The following is a 16,172-nucleotide window of genomic DNA, read 5'->3' on the forward strand; positions in this document are numbered from 1 at the left end:
GTTTCATTCATATCGATAGAGGGTCCACTCCAGCAAAAATTAATTCACTGAATGATTGGTATTCACACTCGCTGCGGCCTGTAAATTCCCGCTGCCCATATTACCGCCAGAGGTCAGACACATTTCTTGGTCTATCAACTCACGTAAACTCGTATATTTCTCTCCATGAAAGTCTCGTCCGTTTAAACAGCATCCGGTTTATCGCAGCGTTATTTCGCCGTCTAATTTAGCGTTTCAATAGTCAGCGCATTATTCGCGCGCTAAGAAATACAGCTAACGTCAGTGCATTGCCCCCTCAGAAGCCGAGATAGCAGGAGGAGGCTGGATTGTTAAAAGGGAGCCGATTGGCTCCCTTAGGGTATAACTGGTTAACCGAAAATCTGCGCTTATTCGTCGTCTGAAGGTTCGATTTTATCGATACGAACTAATTCAATACGGTAATCGGTCACGTCAATGATTTGGAAACGCAGTTGATGCAGTTCAATCACATCTCCGGCAGATGGCATGTGGCCGGAGTGAGAAAGTAACATCCCCGCCAGCGATGCGTAGTCCTCCGTCGGGCTAACCAGTTCCTGACAGTTCAGCGCTTGCTCCAGCGAGTGCAAATCTGCACCGCCCTTCACCAGCCAGCCATCCCCGTCGGTGATGATATCCGGGGTTTCATCTTCGTCAGGGAATTCACCGGCGATAGCTTCCAGCACGTCCAGCGGCGTTACCAGCCCCTGAACCACACCGAATTCATCATTGACTACCACCAGACGCCCTTTGGCTTTACGCAACACCGCCAACAGATTGATGACATCCATGGTATCTGGCACCACGATGGGTGGCGTTGCCGCCGCAAATTCGCAGATAGACTGGCCTTGCTCAATGGCCACCAGCAGATCTTTAGCTCGCACCACGCCGATAATCTGATCCAGCGAGTCACGGCACACCGGGAACAAGCTATGCGGCGTATCCAACAACTGCATCCGAATCTCATCTTTGGAGCGATGGCAATCAACCCAGCTGATTTCGGTGCGCGGCGTCATAATGCTGCGCAATGAGCGGGAAGCCAGCGTCAGCACACCGCTAATCATATAGCGCTCTTCTTCCGCAAAAGCTTCAACGGGCGCATTTTGAGGCGCATTGCCCTGCTCTTGCTCCTGATTACGTCCGCCCATCAAGCGAATAATCGCCTCGGCGGTACGCTGGCGTCGCGGCAACCGGGATTCATTTTTGATAAAGTTACGGCGCGCAATCTGGTTAAACAGCTCAATCAGGATAGAGAAACCAATGGCCGCGTACAGATAACCTTTCGGAATATGGAAACCGAAACCTTCCGCGATCAGACTTAAGCCGATCATTAACAGGAAGCTAAGGCACAGCACCACCACCGTAGGATGGGCGTTAACGAAGTTAGTTAACGCTTTAGAGGCCAGCAACATGACGCCCATCGCAATGATCACTGCGGTCATCATGACCGGTAAATCGTTCACCATGCCGACGGCGGTAATCACCGCATCGAGCGAGAACACCGCATCCAGCACCACAATTTGCGCGACTACCGCCCAAAAACTGGCGTAGCCTCGGTTAGCATTGCCATCATGCTGATTACCTTCCAGCCGTTCGTGTAGCTCAGTGGTGGCTTTAAACAACAGGAACAGCCCGCCGACCAACAGGATTAAATCCCGTCCGGAGAAACTGAAACTGGCGACGCTAAACAACGGGGTGGTGAGGGTAACCATCCATGAAATCACCGACAGCAGTCCCAAACGCATAATCAGCGCCAGCGCCAGGCCGATAATCCGGGCCTTGTCTCGCTGTTTAGGCGGCAGTTTGTCGGCCAGAATGGCGATAAACACCAAGTTATCGATACCCAGTACAATTTCCAACACGACCAGCGTAAGTAACCCTGCCCAAATCGAGGGGTCCATTAGAAATTCCATGCAAGACTCCAAAAATTAGAACATGACTGACGGGACAGACGTGATTTAACAGGCACGACAAAACGCCGCAAACCGATTACACGTCGGAATTCAGTGAAAGATTGTACGAAGATGAGCGATAGATAAATACGCGATCGAATAACCTGATTTTTACCCGCAGGCGGGGGATAACCTTCTTCAAAGCAGTAACTTCGGTGACAGTCCATAGGGAGAGCTGAGGCCCTTAACTCCTTACAAATAAAAATGAACTTAACTTTATCAGGAATCTTTTTAATGTCATAGCGGGAATTATTAACCTTCCAACACTCTTTGTCACATCAGTGCTGTTTAATTATCCAACCAGACTAAATCTATTCATAACATGTCCCAATAAATGAGCAACGTCACATAAATTATTTTTTCACTGACTAAAATAAATACCAGCCAGCGGCATTGTGCCCATGACCTGAATCGATTCATGGGGATAAAGGACAAATCGTCGGCGGGTCGTAGTGATTACGACTATCATAATAGATTCAATATGTACCGCAGGGACGCGCTGGTAGTAAACCAACTTTCATGACGTGCCAGAACTCAATCTTGAGTTAACTGAGGGGGTAGCGAGTGAGTATAGCTATTATCATCGGCACACACGGGGCAGCGGCTGAACAGCTACTGCGTACTGCGGAAATGATCCTAGGCGAGCAAGAAAACGTCGCGTATATCGATTTCGTACCCGGTGAAAATGCCGAAACGCTTATTGAGAAGTACACAGGGAAATTGGCAGGTCTGGATACCACGAAAGGTGTCTTGTTCCTGGTCGATACCTGGGGAGGCAGTCCCTTTAATGCCGCCAGCCGTATCGTTGTTGATAAAGAAAACTATGAGGTCGTCACCGGGGTTAACATTCCGATGCTGGTAGAAACCTTTATGGCGCGTGATGATAATCCATCCTTCGCCGAACTGGTCAGTATCGCGGTGGAAACCGGTCGCACTGGTGTAAAAGCCTTAAAAACGCCAGATACGAGTGATAAGCCCGAGACGCAGCAACCAGCTCCCGCAGCCAAAGCGCCGTCCGCGCCCGCTGCACCTTTGGGTCCCGATGACCATATGAAGATCGGTTTGGCGCGTATCGATGACCGTCTGATTCACGGCCAGGTCGCTACTCGCTGGACCAAAGAAACCAACGTCAATCGTATTATTGTTGTCAGTGATGAAGTTGCTGCCGACCATATGCGTAAGACCCTACTGACTCAGGTTGCTCCTCCCGGCGTAACGGCCCACGTCGTCGATGTGGAAAAAGCCATTCGCGTATACAACAACCCTAAATATGCCAAAGATCGGGTCATGCTGTTATTCACCAATCCAAACGACGTCCTGCGCCTGGTAGAAGGCGGCGTGGATATTAAATCAGTCAACATTGGTGGTATGGCGTTCCGTCAGGGTAAAACCCAGGTCAACAACGCGGTTTCCGTTGATGAGAAAGATGTCGAAGCATTTAAGAAATTAAATGAACGCGGGATCGAACTGGAAGTACGAAAAGTGTCTTCGGATAGTCGCTTAAAAATGATGGATCTGATCGCAAAACTTAACTAATTAGCTCTATAAATAACTACACAGAAAGGTTATGTCCGGTTCTGTTTGAACAGGGTTATTTTACTCAGCTTTTTTTAGTCATAGGAGAAGTACAATGGAGATCACAACTCTTCAGATTGTGCTGATATTTATCGTTGCCTGTATCGCCGGGATGGGTTCCATTCTGGATGAGTTCCAATTTCACCGTCCCCTCGTCGCCTGTACCTTAATCGGTATCGTTTTAGGTGATATGAAAACCGGTATTATTATCGGTGGTACGTTGGAAATGATCGCTCTGGGCTGGATGAACATCGGCGCCGCCGTTGCCCCTGATGCTGCTCTGGCATCCATCATTTCTACCATTCTGGTTATCGCCGGTGGTCAAAGCATCGGGGCCGGTATTGCACTGGCGATCCCGCTGGCCGCCGCCGGTCAAGTGCTGACCATCATCGTTCGTACCGTTACCGTGGCTTTCCAGCACGCGGCAGACAGTGCGGCGGAGCGCGGTAGTCTGCGAGCCATTACCTGGCTACACGTCTCTGCCCTGTTCTTACAGGCCATGCGTATTGCTATTCCTGCACTGATCGTTGCCCTTTCCGTCGGGACATCGGAAGTTCAGTCACTGCTTAACTCTATCCCAGAAGTCGTTACCAACGGTCTGAATATCGCAGGGGGTATGATCGTCGTGGTCGGTTACGCCATGGTTATCAACATGATGCGTGCTGGCTACTTGATGCCGTTCTTCTATTTAGGTTTCGTTACCGCAGCCTTCACCAACTTCAACCTTGTTGCTTTGGGTGTGATTGGTGTCGTCATGGCCGTTCTCTACATTCAGCTCAGCCCGAAATACAACAAATCTCAGGTTGTGCAGTCTGGTCCGGCTCCTGCCAATAACGATCTCGATAACGAATTAGACTAAGCGAAGGTGAGAGAAATGGTTGATACAACAACTACTGGTGAAAAGAAACTCACGGCCAGCGACATTCGCGGTGTGTTTTTACGCTCTAACCTTTTCCAAGGGTCATGGAACTTCGAACGTATGCAGGCGCTGGGCTTCTGCTTCTCTATGGTGCCGGTGATCCGTCGTCTGTATCCAGAGAATAACGATGAGCGCAAGCAGGCAATTAAACGCCATTTGGAGTTCTTCAACACCCACCCTTACGTGGCCGCGCCGGTACTGGGCGTTACCATGGCAATGGAAGAACAACGGGCTAACGGCGCACCGATTGACGATGCAGCGATTAACGGTATCAAAGTCGGTTTAATGGGGCCTCTGGCCGGTGTGGGTGACCCGATCTTCTGGGGCACCGTACGTCCGGTATTCGCGGCGCTGGGGGCCGGTATCGCCTTGAGCGGCAGTTTGCTCGGGCCGATCCTGTTCTTCGTGCTGTTTAACCTGGTTCGCCTGCTAACCCGTTATTACGGCGTGGCCTACGGTTATAAGAAAGGGGTCAATATCGTTAACGATATGGGCGGCGGCTTCCTGCAAAAACTGACCGAGGGGGCGTCAATTCTCGGCCTGTTTGTTATGGGAGCCTTGGTTAACAAGTGGACGCACGTTGATATTCCGGTGGTGGTATCCCGTATTACCAACCAGGCCGGTGAAACCACTATCACGACGGTACAAACCATTCTGGATCAGTTGATGCCGGGGCTGGTACCGCTACTGTTAACCTTCGGCTGTATGTGGCTGTTACGCCGTAAAGTTAACGCCCTGTGGATTATTATGGGCTTCTTCGCCATCGGTATCTTCGGCTACTGGATTGGTTTCCTGGCACCGTAATTTCCGCGCACTGTCTGTATATCTGTATCAAACCGGGGGCTAGCCCCCGGTTGTTTTTTCAGGAGTAAACGCATGTCGGTTACCGATATTGTCTTGGTTGTCTTTATTACCCTATTGCTTATCTACGCTATTTACGACGAATTCATCATGAAGACGTTGAAGGGAAAAACGTTATTGGCCATCCGCCTAAAACGTAAAAATAAACTCGACTGCCTGATCTTTGTCGGGTTAATTGCCATTCTTATTTATAATAATGTGATGTCCGACGGCGCCCCACTCACCACTTATTTATTGTTTGGTTTGGCTTTAGTCGCTCTGTATATATCTTATATCCGTTGGCCTAAATTATTGTTTAAACCCACCGGATTCTTCTACGCTAACGCTTTTATAGAATATAACCGGATAAAGACTATGAATTTGTCTGAAGATGGCATTCTAGTTATCGAGTTAGAAAAGCGTAGGTTACTGATTCAAGTGACACATTTGGATGACCTAGAAAAAATTTATAACTTTTTCCTTGAAAATCAAGGTTGAAAATATTTCCTCGAACCTAATGGCAGATTAAAATTTCCGCAGAATGCTTAATTTGCCAACAACAAAAATATATTTCCGCTTTAAGTCCACATTATTATTGCTGCTTATATCATCTGATTTAGCGCTCAAGTTGATAACAAGAATAAATATCATTATCAACTCGATCGCTATTATTTTTTTATAGTTGTCCGATGTCAAAATAATATGATAAGGTTGCGCCGTTCATTGGGGAGTAGCCGGTTTCTGACGCATGTAATCCTGCATTACATCGCTTTTCAGAAACGCCCGTATCAACATACTCGTTTCATTCATCGAAACGTGGTGCGGGCAGCCAGGTAAGGTTGGCGAGACCATAGACACGTAACTCCGTCGTAGGTTGGGGGTGGGTTGCGTGTATATGGAGCCACCCGGCCGAGACTATTTACCATGAATCTATCAGCAACCCTTATTCTGGCTTTTGGCATGTCAATGGACGCATTCGCGGCCTCAATTGGCAAAGGTGCCACTCTGTATAAACCCCGTTTTCGTGAAGCCGTTCGCACCGGATTAATTTTCGGCGTGATTGAAGCTATTACGCCATTAATCGGCTGGGGCATCGGCTTATTTGCCAGCCAATACATTATGGAGTGGGATCACTGGGTAGCCTTTAGCCTGCTGTTTATCTTAGGTTGCCGAATGATCGTCGAAGGCTGTAAAGGGCCTTCTGCGGACGAAGCGCAGGTTAGGCGTCACGGCTTTTGGGTTTTGGTGATGACCGCCATTGCCACCAGCCTGGACGCGATGGCCATCGGTGTAGGTCTGGCATTCTTACAGGTCAATATCCTGCATACCGCCATGGCTATCGGTATGGCCACCATGATAATGGCAACGCTCGGTATGCTGATTGGCCGCTATATTGGCCCACTGTTAGGCAAGAGAGCCGAAATTATCGGTGGCGTTATTCTTATCGGCATCGGCTTTAATATTCTATACGAGCACCTGTATAACATGGCCTAGCTCCTCCGCAGCCGGTTAGTTATTCCCTGATCGGCTGCCTGAACACTCTCTTCCTCACGATTCATCCTACTCACAACACAACGTTCCCCTCCTTGTATTGGCGAATGGCCCTCTCTCCCCTATTCTGTCTGTTCCCGCTATTCACTGAGGTAACAACAGAAAATGGATAATTGGGCGACGTTGGCTCCCGAAATAGTGGTGCGCGACATCAAGAAAAGCATTTATTTTTGGTGTGAAATAATTGGTTTCAGCATCAGATACGACCGACCAGAACAAGGCTTTATCTATCTGGTTCGCGAAGGTGCGCAAATTATGCTGGAGCAGTATCAGGGAGATGATGATCATTGGCTGACGGCACCTTTCGGTAAGACATTGGGTAATGGCGTGACTTTCCAGATTGAAGTGACTGAGGTCGCCCCGATTCTGACGCGCCTGCAGCAGGTCAACTGCCCGGTGTTTCAGCCCTGTGCCGACGTTTGGTATCGTGCCAATGAAATCGAAATCGCCCAGCGACAATGTTTAGTGCAAGATCCGGACGGTTATCTGCTGCGTTTGGCGCAGAATATCGGTAAACGAGCTATTATCGATTAAAAAAATCCCGCCGTTAGCAACCCAACGGCGGGACAGTGACAGAGAGTTTAATTAGCCTAAGCTAATTAGAAATCCATCGAGACAGACAGTTTCAGCTCGCGCGGATTGCCTTGATAAATATAAGTACCCGTATCTTCTACAGATTCCCAATAACGTTCGTTAGTCACGTTCATTAGGTTGGCACGCCAGATTAGATTGGTATCTTTTAACGGCATGGTATAACGCATACCCAGATCCAGACGAGTCCACGGTTTGATTTTCAAGGTATTGGCATCATTCGCATACTGAGAGCCGGAACGAGTCACGGTGCCTGTCGCCGTTAACCCCTCAACCGACTGAATATCATATTCGCCGCCGAACACCAATTGATAGCGAGCAACGCCAACCGCGTAGTTACCGTTATTCTTACTATCCTGCGCTTGAGTCAGAATAGGATCTAACCAGACCGCGCTACCTAACAGGCGAGTGCCAAATACGGGTTCACCGAACACATTCAGCTCAATACCACGGTTACGTTGTTCGCCGCCGAGAGCGTATGTATTGGTGACAGGATCGATAGAACCTGCCGGCTTGGTAATTTCAAACAGCGCTAACGTACCTCCATAGCGTTTGTTATCAAATTTCACGCCCACTTCATTTTGTTTAGAGTGAACAATGCCGGTTACATTACCTGCGTTTGCCGTATACCAGGGCGCAACTTTCCCCGGAGACAACGCTTCAATGTGGTTTGCATACAGAGATACGTTTTCCCACGGCTTAACCAACACGCCGTAGATTGGGGTCACTTTCATCGCATCTTGTGAATTGACGCTGTCCGGCACACCGTTACTAAAGTTACGAATCACCAATTCCTGGCGACGCAGCCCCAGCATCAGCTGCACTTTATCATCCAGTGCCGATAAGGTATCAGACACGGAAATGCTGCTGGCGCGAACCTGACTGTTAAGCGTTGGATCCTGATTGGCACTACCTGAAGTTGCCGGCGGGAATGGAATCACGCCCGGATTATAGATATTGGTCTCTACCGGGTCGGACATATTCCAGGCGGACATCGCTTTACGATAGTTGGCCGCATAACCAATATTCACTTTATGCGTGACCAAACCAGTATCGAAATGACCGCGAACCCCGCCTAACGCGGCAATAGAATCCGAGGTATAAGGCACGTACAGGCGGCTAATAGTCGCGTTGCCGTTGTTATCCGTCAGTGTAGGTGAGCCATACTGGCCGGTTTCTTCGTTACGACTGGCACCAACAGAACCATAGACGGTCCAGTTATGACTTAGGTCATATTCACTGCGCAGCATACCAAAGGTGGTCGCCATGTCGGTATAAACCCACTGCTGACCATAATTCAAAGTCGCCGCCGGCGGTTCAGGAATAACGGTCGCGGCGCCTACCGCAACATCGGTACGCATGCCGTGTACGGTTTGTTTCTGATAACCCACATCGATGGAAGTACGGGCGCGATCGCCACGATAATCCAAGCCGGTAGAAAGTGCGGTGGTACGCTCTTTCTGGTCATGGATTGCCGTCTCCCCTTCGCGATGCAGCATATTCACACGCACGCCAAACTGATCATTGTCACCAAAGCGACGCCCCACATCCAGCGCCCCGCCCACTTTGGATGAGGAAGTATAATCCAGACTAACGCGAGTCAATGGCGTATCACCGGCGCGTTTAGGTTCAAGGTTAATCATCCCGCCAACGCCGCTACCGCTCGGCGAAATACCGTTCACAAAAACGTTTGGGCCTTTGAATACTTCAACGCGTTCGATCATGCTGGTGTCAACAACCTGACGCGGCAATACGCCGAACAGGCCGCCGAATGAAATATCATCACCATCCAGATTAAAACCACGAATCCGATAGTTTTGTGAGGCATTACCGAAACCGCGTACATTTTGTACCGAGGCATCATTTTTCACGACCTCAGCTATTGTATGTGCCTGTTGATCTTCCACCAACTTAGAGGTGTAACCGATAACGTTAAAAGGAACGTTACGAGCATCCTGCTGGCCGAGGAAACCAATGCGGCCACCGTTCGCCACCTGACCGTCCAGATAGGTCGGAATCAGATCGTTACCGCCCGCGCGGAAAGTTTCCTGCGTGCCAACGACGGTAATAGTATCGCCACCTTTTGCCGCAGCTGGCTTAGCGGCGTCTTTGGTTGCTACCGCTGTTTCATCGGCTGCCATTAGCGGCGCAGATAGCGTGCCCAAGGCTGCGCCGATCATGACAAACAAAAGGCGCGGCGCTAAACGATTTTTACCGCCCCGGATTATTGCTGTGCTTTTCATTATTTGGTGTTCCCTGAAAGTTTGCGATGTTATCGCTAATGCGAATATTTAAAGGTTGATGCCTAAATGTTAATAACTAAATGCGAATGCTTATTATAAGAATTCACGAATTATGCCGCCGACGTGACACTTTGCAAGCGTTTATGTTCATTAATTTGAATGCTTTTACGAGATTTGTTTACGTAACAGATAGATAAAGCGCGGAGCACCCGAAAAAATTGCCCGTAATCCAGCTTGTCTGCCACCGCTCACGCTATTGCGTCCAGCGCCAAAATCGTTCGAACGAAGGCATTCCCACGCAATGCAATAATGTGGTTGAGATTCAGATGTCGTGGCGTTGAACCATAGGAAAATGTGCCAAACGACAGCAATGCGACCCCTTGCAACCACCGGAAGCGGGAAATCTCACTCTGGATATAAAAACGATTCTCATTATGATTCTTATCCCCTATTATGCTTGCCTGAACTCGTCAGCCGATGCCCCAAAGCCTGATTTGAATAAGGTTTTTAAATAGGATTATTATGGCGCTAACCGCAGAAAATCTCAGCCTCGCCCGACAGGAAGCCATTGAACAGTACTTTCCGTCTGCAGCCTCGAGACAACGCGAGACTTTTTCTGCCGGTGCTTTATATACGCCTGAACGCGCACTCACCTTGATCTCGCCCCTGCTGAATCTTCATTCGAATGAAGATCGCGCAGCTTTGGTATCAAAATGGTCGCAATGGTACTTTGCCCGCCTGTTGGGGCCGTGGATGCGGATTAATTTGCAGTTCAACTGGCAGTTGCCCATTTTACCGGAGCATATCGGCCTGACGCTCAATGAAGCCGGCGTGGTTGAAAGCTTTATTCTTTCCCATTCGGGTCATCAAGTAACCCAACAAGACCCTGAACGTCGTTTTCAGCAGTTGGTGCAAGATCATCTGACACCGGTTTGCGGTACTCTGAGCCAACTGGCGGGTATGGGCGAAAGCCTGTTTTGGAATAACGCGGGGATTCGTCTGTATCAGGGAATAAAAATGGCGCAGGAACAGCAGGCAAATACGCAAATTGCCGAGCATTTTCTCGCTTTACGTACCCTGTCCGACGGCAGCAAAAACAAGCTGTTTCAGCCTGTTCGTCAGGTCACGGAGAAAAGTGGCAATATAAGAATTGAGCGCCGACTTTGCTGTTTACGCTATCGTTTGAATGGATTGGAAATTTGCTCTACCTGCCCATTACAGCGCGTCAATAATTTAGATAAGAAATTGAACAGACGCTGATTCGTTTCGCGCACCGTTCACCACAATATAAATGTAACCACTCAACGCAATCACATCACTAAGATTAATCGCCTCTGCATATGGCGCTATTAACGATTCGAGTTTATAGCCCACAAACGCAGTTAGAATGCGTTTTATCTTAAAAAACATCCCTTAAGCCAAATTTCCTGTTTTTTACTTACGATAATATCAATCTAACCCAACAAACCGAATCCACGGTTCAGGCGTTGCGTCAGGCAGATATTGCCTGCTACTCGGCTAAACACGGTGGTCGTAACCGATGGGTGATTGGTCTTTAACTTCTCAGAGCACTGGCACTGTTCCTCTCTTCCCTTCCTTTCTCTTTTCTTCCCTTCTTTTCTCTTCTTTTCTCTTCATTATTATCCTGCTTGCCGTAATGATTCGTACAAATAACCGCCACCTACCTTAACGCATCCTGCTTAATTCTCAGCAATTCGATCTCGGTCATAATAAAAAGCCGCCCATCATGATATACAGCATATTATCCCGCACTAAATAAATGGATTTCTATGCCTTACTTTACCGTGAGTGTTAAATTGCATAATGCCGAAGAAAGCGATTACCAGACGCTTAATGAAAAAATGGACGAAGCCGGTTTTACCCGATTAATAGGTCGGGACAAAGTTTATAAATTACCGGACGGCGAATATAATTACGGCAGCGGATCGTTGAATAAGCAGGAAGTTGCCGACTTAGCCTTGAAAGTGGCAGAGCAAGTGCGCTTCGTACCATCGATTCTGGTGACCGAGTCTGGCGGACGCACATGGCGTAACCTGGATCTTAACTCACAAAAATAGAGATAATACGTTTTAAATTTAAAGAGTTAATAAAATGACAGTGAAAGAACCAATCCAGTTGCTCATTGACCCATCATTAGGCCGACACTTTCCCCGGCCCGCGATCTGATTGGTTTATTGATAATATCTAAATCATTACCAATACTATAAAACGGTCACCCCTAGTTATCACTAATGATTTGACTTAATTATCGCTATTTCGCTGTTTATTACATCATTGAATGTTATAGAGCGTCAGGTTCGCCTATTTTCCCTGACGCTCATAATTCTTTATCTAAATATTATTTAAGCCATAATGATCTGGCTATATAAAATAGAAACCGACATTAATCTGCACTACATTCAGTTTTATCGATATGCCGCTGATGCACACGAATAACAAAATCTGTTTCGCAGGCAAAAGTTTCCATCTCGGCCAACTGCTGACCGGTTTCAACTGACGCTCGCCAGGCAAAAGGCGTCATTTGCAATAAATTGACAGCCTGCGATCCCGGCAACGCCATTGGGTAGGCTAATGACTCATGGCTAACCAAATCAAATCCTTCCAAATGTTCGTCGTTCTCACCATGCAGCTGCACTTGCTGATAGATCATTTCTTTCAATTGATATAAATGACGTGGGCCCGGCGCAACCGTCACCAGAAAACCGCCCGGTTTCACCGCTCGCGCCAATTCTTCCGCCTTACATGGCGCATAAATACGCACAACGCCGTCCAGTGCCCCGTTGGCAAACGGCAAACGGTGGCTGGATGCCACGCAAAAACTCACCTCAGGGTAGCGTTTTGCCCCATAACGCACCGCAACCTTGGCGACGTCTAAGCCATAAACCTGCATCTCTCGCCGCTGTTTCAGCTGTTGAGCTATAGCCGCGGTGTAATACCCCTCACCACAGCCAATATCTAGCAATAATCCGGCTTCAGGCGGCAAAACGCCGTCCAACAGCGCAGCAACCCGCTGTTGCAGTGGCTGATAGTAACCGGCATCAAGAAATGCGCGCCGCGCCTGCATCATCTCCGGGCTGTCTCCCGGCTGCCTGGAGCCTTTATGCTGAACGGGCAGCAAATTGACATAGCCCTCTTTGGCACAATCGAACTGGTGATTATTTTCGCAGCGCCACTGCTTCTGATTAAGCTGTAACGGCTGATGGCAAAGAGGACATTGATAAGACATGGTTATATTTCCAGATAGCAGGGAAAATGCGAGAACGCGCAAGGCGGCGCTAGTCTAAAGAACCGCCTCCGTGGTTGCAAGCCGGGGCAGCCTTGTCCGACACTATTCTCAGCTATGGCGCTGAGGCGAGCCAAGAACGGCATCTGGCTCCACGTTCATGGTTCGCAAAATTTGCCCCATAATTTCGCTGAATACCGGGGCCGCCACTGCTCCACCGTAATATTTTCCCCCTTGCGGGTTATTAATCACCACCACCAGAGCAAAACGCGGCTGGCTGGCGGGAGCCACGCCAGCGGTATAAGCCACATATTTATCAATATATTGTCCGTTGGGGCCAATTTTCTTAGCGGTACCGGTTTTAACTGCCACCCGATAACCGCGTACCGCTGCTTTCACCCCGCCGCCGCCGGGCAGCGCCACGCTTTCCATCATATGCTCTACTTCTTGAACCTGTTCCGCAGGCAGGACTCGCTGCCCTAACACCGGCGGATCGACTTTAGTGATAGACAAAGGGCGATAAATCCCATAACTGCCAATCGTGGCGTAAACCCGCGCCAGCTGCAGTGGCGTCACCATCAATCCGTAGCCAAACGAGAAAGTGGCGCGATCCAGATCGCTCCAGCGTTGACGGTGCGGCATCAACCCACTGCTTTCTCCGGTTAATCCCAATTCGGTAGATTTGCCCAACCCAAATGAGCCATAGGTTTTTAGCAGTGCCGAAGCGGGCATCGCTAATGCCAGGCGGGATACGCCGACGTCGCTGGATTTTTGTAACACGCCAGTGAGAGACAGCGCGGGGTAAAAGCCGACGTCACGAATTTGGTGACCACTCAAAATATAAGGGTGCGTATCTAACACGCTATCGGGTTTCACTAGTTTGCGCTGTAATGCCGTCATCACCACCATAGGTTTTACCGTCGAACCCGGTTCAAAAATATCGCTGATAGCCCGATTGCGGAAATTTCCCTCCGGCGTATCGGTTCGGTTATTGGGGTTATAGGTCGGGTAATTGGCCATCGCCAGCACTTCGCCAGTGTCCACATCCACCAACACCGCCGATCCAGACTCCGCCTTATTAAACAACACCGCATTGGTTAAAGCATGGGAAGCTTCGGCCTGTAAGCGCTCATCAATACTGAGCTGAACATTTTGACCGGGATGACTATCGGTGGCGGAAATATCCTCCACCACGTTGCCGTAGCGGTCTTTGCGTACTACCCGATTGCCCGCCGTTCCGCTCAGTAGCTGATTAAAACTCTTTTCGATACCTTCGATGCCCTGGTCATCGATATTAGTGAAGCCGACCAGATTCGCCACCGTAGCACCCGAGGGATAGAACCGGCGCGACTCCGCTCTCAGGGCGATTCCCGGCAGTTTAAGCCGTTGAATATACTCAGCCGACGCCTGCTCCACCTGTCGCGCTAAATACACAAAACGCCCATCCGGATTCTGATTGATACGGCTGGCAATATCAGCCAATGGCATATGTAGCATTTGGGACAACGCCCGCCAGCGGGCATCATTCCCGACGCCGCCTTTTTCCAGCAAAACCTTGGGGTCGGCCCAAATTGCCGCCACCGGCACGCTCACCGCCAGAGGATGACCGTTGCGATCGGTAATCATGCCGCGAGTATTCGGGGTCGTCATCACGCGAACCGAACGCATATTCTCTTCTTTTACCAGCGGCTCCGGTTCAACCACCTGTAGCCAGGCCACCCGCCCAAGCAATCCTAGGAGTGACAGCAGGATACAACCGCACAGCAGACTAAAACGCCAACGGACAAAATTGTTAGCGTCATTATTTACTTTAGAAATCATTCGGTTTCCCTGTAGGCATTATCCGCTCTGGTCGATCATTAAACCTGAACCTTGGCCGTTACAGGGTGGAAACAGTGATACAAGGCGTCTTATTTTGCAACAAAGCGCAAATGGGAACGTCATTCAGGTTATTAAAGCAGCCAACAGTAGCCAACTAATCAAAATTCGGCCTACACTGGGCTACTCCGCAGCCACCGAGGCAAAGTGATTCACATGACTGACGTATCCAGATTATTTACCCATGTCCCTCATATTCTTCATGGCTTTGGCAGTAAATCCGCATTGCTGCCGGAGAATTTACAGCCATTTCGTGCCACCATGCCGGAGAAAAAACAGGTACATGGTACGCGAATTGTCGATGTTCGCGAACCCAAGCAAGCCTGCGGTGAAACCGACGGTTTATACACCACCCAACCCGGTATTTTGCTAACGGTACTCACGGCGGACTGCCTACCGGTCATTTTTAGCCGACGGGACGGAAAAGCTATCGCCGTGGCTCACGCAGGCTGGCGCGGATTATTGGATGGAATTTTACTGCGAATGGCAGAACGTATATCGCAAGATGATTCGCCGCATGAATGGGTTGCAGCTATTGGCCCAGCGGCACGTTCCTGTTGTTACGAGGTAACCGAAGATTTAGTGGCACGATTTATTGATAATATGAATGTCCCAAAAACGGTTATTTCTCCCCGCTATCGACATCTCAACCTTACCGCCATTGCTGAGCATCAGTTGCAATCATTGGGTTTTCATCAGATAGACCGCGCGGGAAGTTGCACCATCTGTACACCGGCAGACTGCATGCCGCCGAAATCAGCCGGTTCGGCCAACGAGAATCGGGAAGAGCTTGTCCCTGCGTTTAAATACACCAGTTTCCGCCGCAATAGCCAGCAGCGAGCCATAGATCCAACCCATCCAGGGATCAGCGGCAGAAACCAATATTCCGGCTTAATCATCTTGCCTTAATTATTAATAAAACGGATTACTATAGAAACGAAAAAACCCGCACCAAGGCGGGTTTTTTTCAGCTAGAGCTGAATTAGATTGCAGTAACGTTTACTGCAGACGGACCTTTCTGACCGTCTTGGATTTCGAACTCTACGTTCTGGCCTTCGCCCAAGGTTTTGAAGCCGTTACCCTGGATTGCAGAGAAGTGTACGAACACATCTTTGCTGCCGTCAGCTGGAGTGATGAAACCGAAACCTTTAGACTCGTTGAACCACTTAACTTGACCTTTAATCTTAGCCATCTTGAGTATTTCCTTTGGATTGTTTAACTCGCCCGGAGGCGTTACATAGACAAACTAGAGTCGTTACTGCTTGAGGCACTAAGATAAGGATCGGCAGAGAAGCGGTATTCAACGCTAACGTCTTTACTCAGAACTTCTTTACTGAAAATGCCACACATATACAGAACTGTAC

The 16,172-nt window shown here is 49.1% G+C and carries 15 protein-coding genes and 1 riboswitch; of the genes, 9 read left to right on the forward strand and 6 right to left on the reverse strand.

Going from position 1 to position 16,172, the window contains the following annotated elements:
- Window positions 1-386: 386 nt before the first annotated feature.
- Entirely contained in the window at window positions 387-1,928 is a 1,542-nt protein-coding gene (locus ACQ4OC_RS17690; protein WP_064517960.1) for a TerC family protein, read from the reverse strand.
- A gap of 603 nt (window positions 1,929-2,531) precedes the next feature.
- Between ACQ4OC_RS17690 and manX the strand changes: the two genes are divergently transcribed.
- The 6 genes from manX (at window position 2,532) to ACQ4OC_RS17720 (ending at window position 7,386) form a co-directional block, all read left to right on the forward strand.
- The gene (gene manX, locus ACQ4OC_RS17695; RefSeq protein WP_064517958.1) at window positions 2,532-3,503 is read left to right on the forward strand and encodes a PTS mannose transporter subunit IIAB; all 972 of its coding nucleotides are present in this window, start codon (window positions 2,532-2,534) and stop codon (window positions 3,501-3,503) included.
- 94 nt (window positions 3,504-3,597) lie between these two features.
- Entirely contained in the window at window positions 3,598-4,401 is an 804-nt protein-coding gene (locus tag ACQ4OC_RS17700) for a PTS mannose/fructose/sorbose transporter subunit IIC (protein ID WP_049600476.1), read from the forward strand.
- A gap of 15 nt (window positions 4,402-4,416) precedes the next feature.
- A complete protein-coding gene (locus ACQ4OC_RS17705) occupies window positions 4,417-5,265 on the forward strand; it encodes a PTS mannose transporter subunit IID (protein WP_064517956.1) in 849 nt (282 codons plus the stop codon).
- A gap of 72 nt (window positions 5,266-5,337) precedes the next feature.
- The gene (locus tag ACQ4OC_RS17710; protein ID WP_064517954.1) at window positions 5,338-5,799 is read left to right on the forward strand and encodes a DUF986 family protein; all 462 of its coding nucleotides are present in this window, start codon (window positions 5,338-5,340) and stop codon (window positions 5,797-5,799) included.
- Between the two features lie 215 nt (window positions 5,800-6,014).
- A riboswitch (yybP-ykoY riboswitch) is annotated at window positions 6,015-6,214 on the forward strand.
- Window positions 6,215-6,225: 11 nt separating this feature from the next.
- Complete coding sequence (gene mntP / locus ACQ4OC_RS17715; RefSeq protein WP_120806912.1) at window positions 6,226-6,795, forward strand: manganese efflux pump MntP; 570 nt, start codon at window positions 6,226-6,228, stop codon at window positions 6,793-6,795.
- 162 nt (window positions 6,796-6,957) lie between these two features.
- A complete protein-coding gene (locus tag ACQ4OC_RS17720) occupies window positions 6,958-7,386 on the forward strand; it encodes a bleomycin resistance protein (protein ID WP_120806911.1) in 429 nt (142 codons plus the stop codon).
- 65 nt (window positions 7,387-7,451) lie between these two features.
- On the opposite strand, the gene ACQ4OC_RS17725 is transcribed toward ACQ4OC_RS17720, so the two are convergent.
- Window positions 7,452-9,686, reverse strand: a complete 2,235-nt coding sequence (locus ACQ4OC_RS17725; RefSeq protein WP_064517949.1) for a TonB-dependent receptor — start codon at window positions 9,684-9,686, stop codon at window positions 7,452-7,454.
- Window positions 9,687-10,208: 522 nt separating this feature from the next.
- Here ACQ4OC_RS17725 and fhuF point away from each other — a divergent pair.
- Together fhuF and ACQ4OC_RS17735 are read left to right on the forward strand one after the other, a co-directional pair.
- Window positions 10,209-10,946 (forward strand): siderophore-iron reductase FhuF, encoded by a 738-nt coding sequence (gene fhuF / locus ACQ4OC_RS17730; RefSeq protein ID WP_064517947.1) that lies wholly within the window; start codon window positions 10,209-10,211, stop codon window positions 10,944-10,946.
- Between the two features lie 530 nt (window positions 10,947-11,476).
- Window positions 11,477-11,764, forward strand: a complete 288-nt coding sequence (locus ACQ4OC_RS17735; RefSeq protein WP_064517945.1) for a hypothetical protein — start codon at window positions 11,477-11,479, stop codon at window positions 11,762-11,764.
- A 326-nt stretch (window positions 11,765-12,090) separates the two neighbouring features.
- Here the strand turns inward: ACQ4OC_RS17735 and rlmA are convergent, their stop codons facing one another.
- Together rlmA and ftsI are read right to left on the reverse strand one after the other, a co-directional pair.
- Window positions 12,091-12,933, reverse strand: coding sequence for a 23S rRNA (guanine(745)-N(1))-methyltransferase (rlmA, locus tag ACQ4OC_RS17740; RefSeq protein WP_120806910.1), 843 nt, complete (start codon window positions 12,931-12,933; stop codon window positions 12,091-12,093).
- 108 nt (window positions 12,934-13,041) lie between these two features.
- On the reverse strand, window positions 13,042-14,751 hold the full coding sequence (gene ftsI / locus ACQ4OC_RS17745) for a peptidoglycan glycosyltransferase FtsI (protein WP_430971464.1): 1,710 nt from the start codon (window positions 14,749-14,751) through the stop codon (window positions 13,042-13,044).
- Window positions 14,752-14,964: 213 nt separating this feature from the next.
- Here ftsI and pgeF point away from each other — a divergent pair, with 213 nt between their 5' ends.
- Complete coding sequence (gene pgeF / locus ACQ4OC_RS17750) at window positions 14,965-15,717, forward strand: peptidoglycan editing factor PgeF (RefSeq protein ID WP_430971465.1); 753 nt, start codon at window positions 14,965-14,967, stop codon at window positions 15,715-15,717.
- A gap of 73 nt (window positions 15,718-15,790) precedes the next feature.
- Here pgeF and cspE read toward each other — a convergent pair whose 3' ends face one another.
- Both cspE and ACQ4OC_RS17760 read right to left on the reverse strand, forming a co-directional pair.
- Window positions 15,791-16,000, reverse strand: coding sequence for a transcription antiterminator/RNA stability regulator CspE (gene cspE / locus ACQ4OC_RS17755; RefSeq protein ID WP_038243301.1), 210 nt, complete (start codon window positions 15,998-16,000; stop codon window positions 15,791-15,793).
- Window positions 16,001-16,041: 41 nt separating this feature from the next.
- Window positions 16,042-16,158, reverse strand: a complete 117-nt coding sequence (locus ACQ4OC_RS17760) for a DUF2627 domain-containing protein (protein ID WP_002211058.1) — start codon at window positions 16,156-16,158, stop codon at window positions 16,042-16,044.
- Window positions 16,159-16,172: the final 14 nt, after the last annotated feature.

Origin of the sequence: Yersinia sp. J1 (assembly GCF_050586585.1) — a bacterium.
Taxonomy (GTDB): domain Bacteria; phylum Pseudomonadota; class Gammaproteobacteria; order Enterobacterales; family Enterobacteriaceae; genus Yersinia; species Yersinia entomophaga.

Excerpts from the sequence above, each read along its gene's own strand:
- ACQ4OC_RS17690 (WP_064517960.1), bottom strand. The coding sequence starts at position 1,928 with ATGGAATTTCTAATGGACCCCTCGATTTGGGCAGGGTTACTTACGCTG.
- ACQ4OC_RS17700 (WP_049600476.1), top strand. The coding sequence starts at position 3,598 with ATGGAGATCACAACTCTTCAGATTGTGCTGATATTTATCGTTGCCTGT.
- ACQ4OC_RS17705 (WP_064517956.1), top strand. The coding sequence starts at position 4,417 with ATGGTTGATACAACAACTACTGGTGAAAAGAAACTCACGGCCAGCGAC.
- ACQ4OC_RS17710 (WP_064517954.1), top strand. The coding sequence starts at position 5,338 with ATGTCGGTTACCGATATTGTCTTGGTTGTCTTTATTACCCTATTGCTT.
- mntP (WP_120806912.1), top strand. The coding sequence starts at position 6,226 with ATGAATCTATCAGCAACCCTTATTCTGGCTTTTGGCATGTCAATGGAC.
- ACQ4OC_RS17720 (WP_120806911.1), top strand. The coding sequence starts at position 6,958 with ATGGATAATTGGGCGACGTTGGCTCCCGAAATAGTGGTGCGCGACATC.
- ACQ4OC_RS17725 (WP_064517949.1), bottom strand. The coding sequence starts at position 9,686 with ATGAAAAGCACAGCAATAATCCGGGGCGGTAAAAATCGTTTAGCGCCG.
- fhuF (WP_064517947.1), top strand. The coding sequence starts at position 10,209 with ATGGCGCTAACCGCAGAAAATCTCAGCCTCGCCCGACAGGAAGCCATT.
- ACQ4OC_RS17735 (WP_064517945.1), top strand. The coding sequence starts at position 11,477 with ATGCCTTACTTTACCGTGAGTGTTAAATTGCATAATGCCGAAGAAAGC.
- rlmA (WP_120806910.1), bottom strand. The coding sequence starts at position 12,933 with ATGTCTTATCAATGTCCTCTTTGCCATCAGCCGTTACAGCTTAATCAG.
- ftsI (WP_430971464.1), bottom strand. The coding sequence starts at position 14,751 with ATGATTTCTAAAGTAAATAATGACGCTAACAATTTTGTCCGTTGGCGT.
- pgeF (WP_430971465.1), top strand. The coding sequence starts at position 14,965 with ATGACTGACGTATCCAGATTATTTACCCATGTCCCTCATATTCTTCAT.
- cspE (WP_038243301.1), bottom strand. The coding sequence starts at position 16,000 with ATGGCTAAGATTAAAGGTCAAGTTAAGTGGTTCAACGAGTCTAAAGGT.
- ACQ4OC_RS17760 (WP_002211058.1), bottom strand. The coding sequence starts at position 16,158 with ATGTGTGGCATTTTCAGTAAAGAAGTTCTGAGTAAAGACGTTAGCGTT.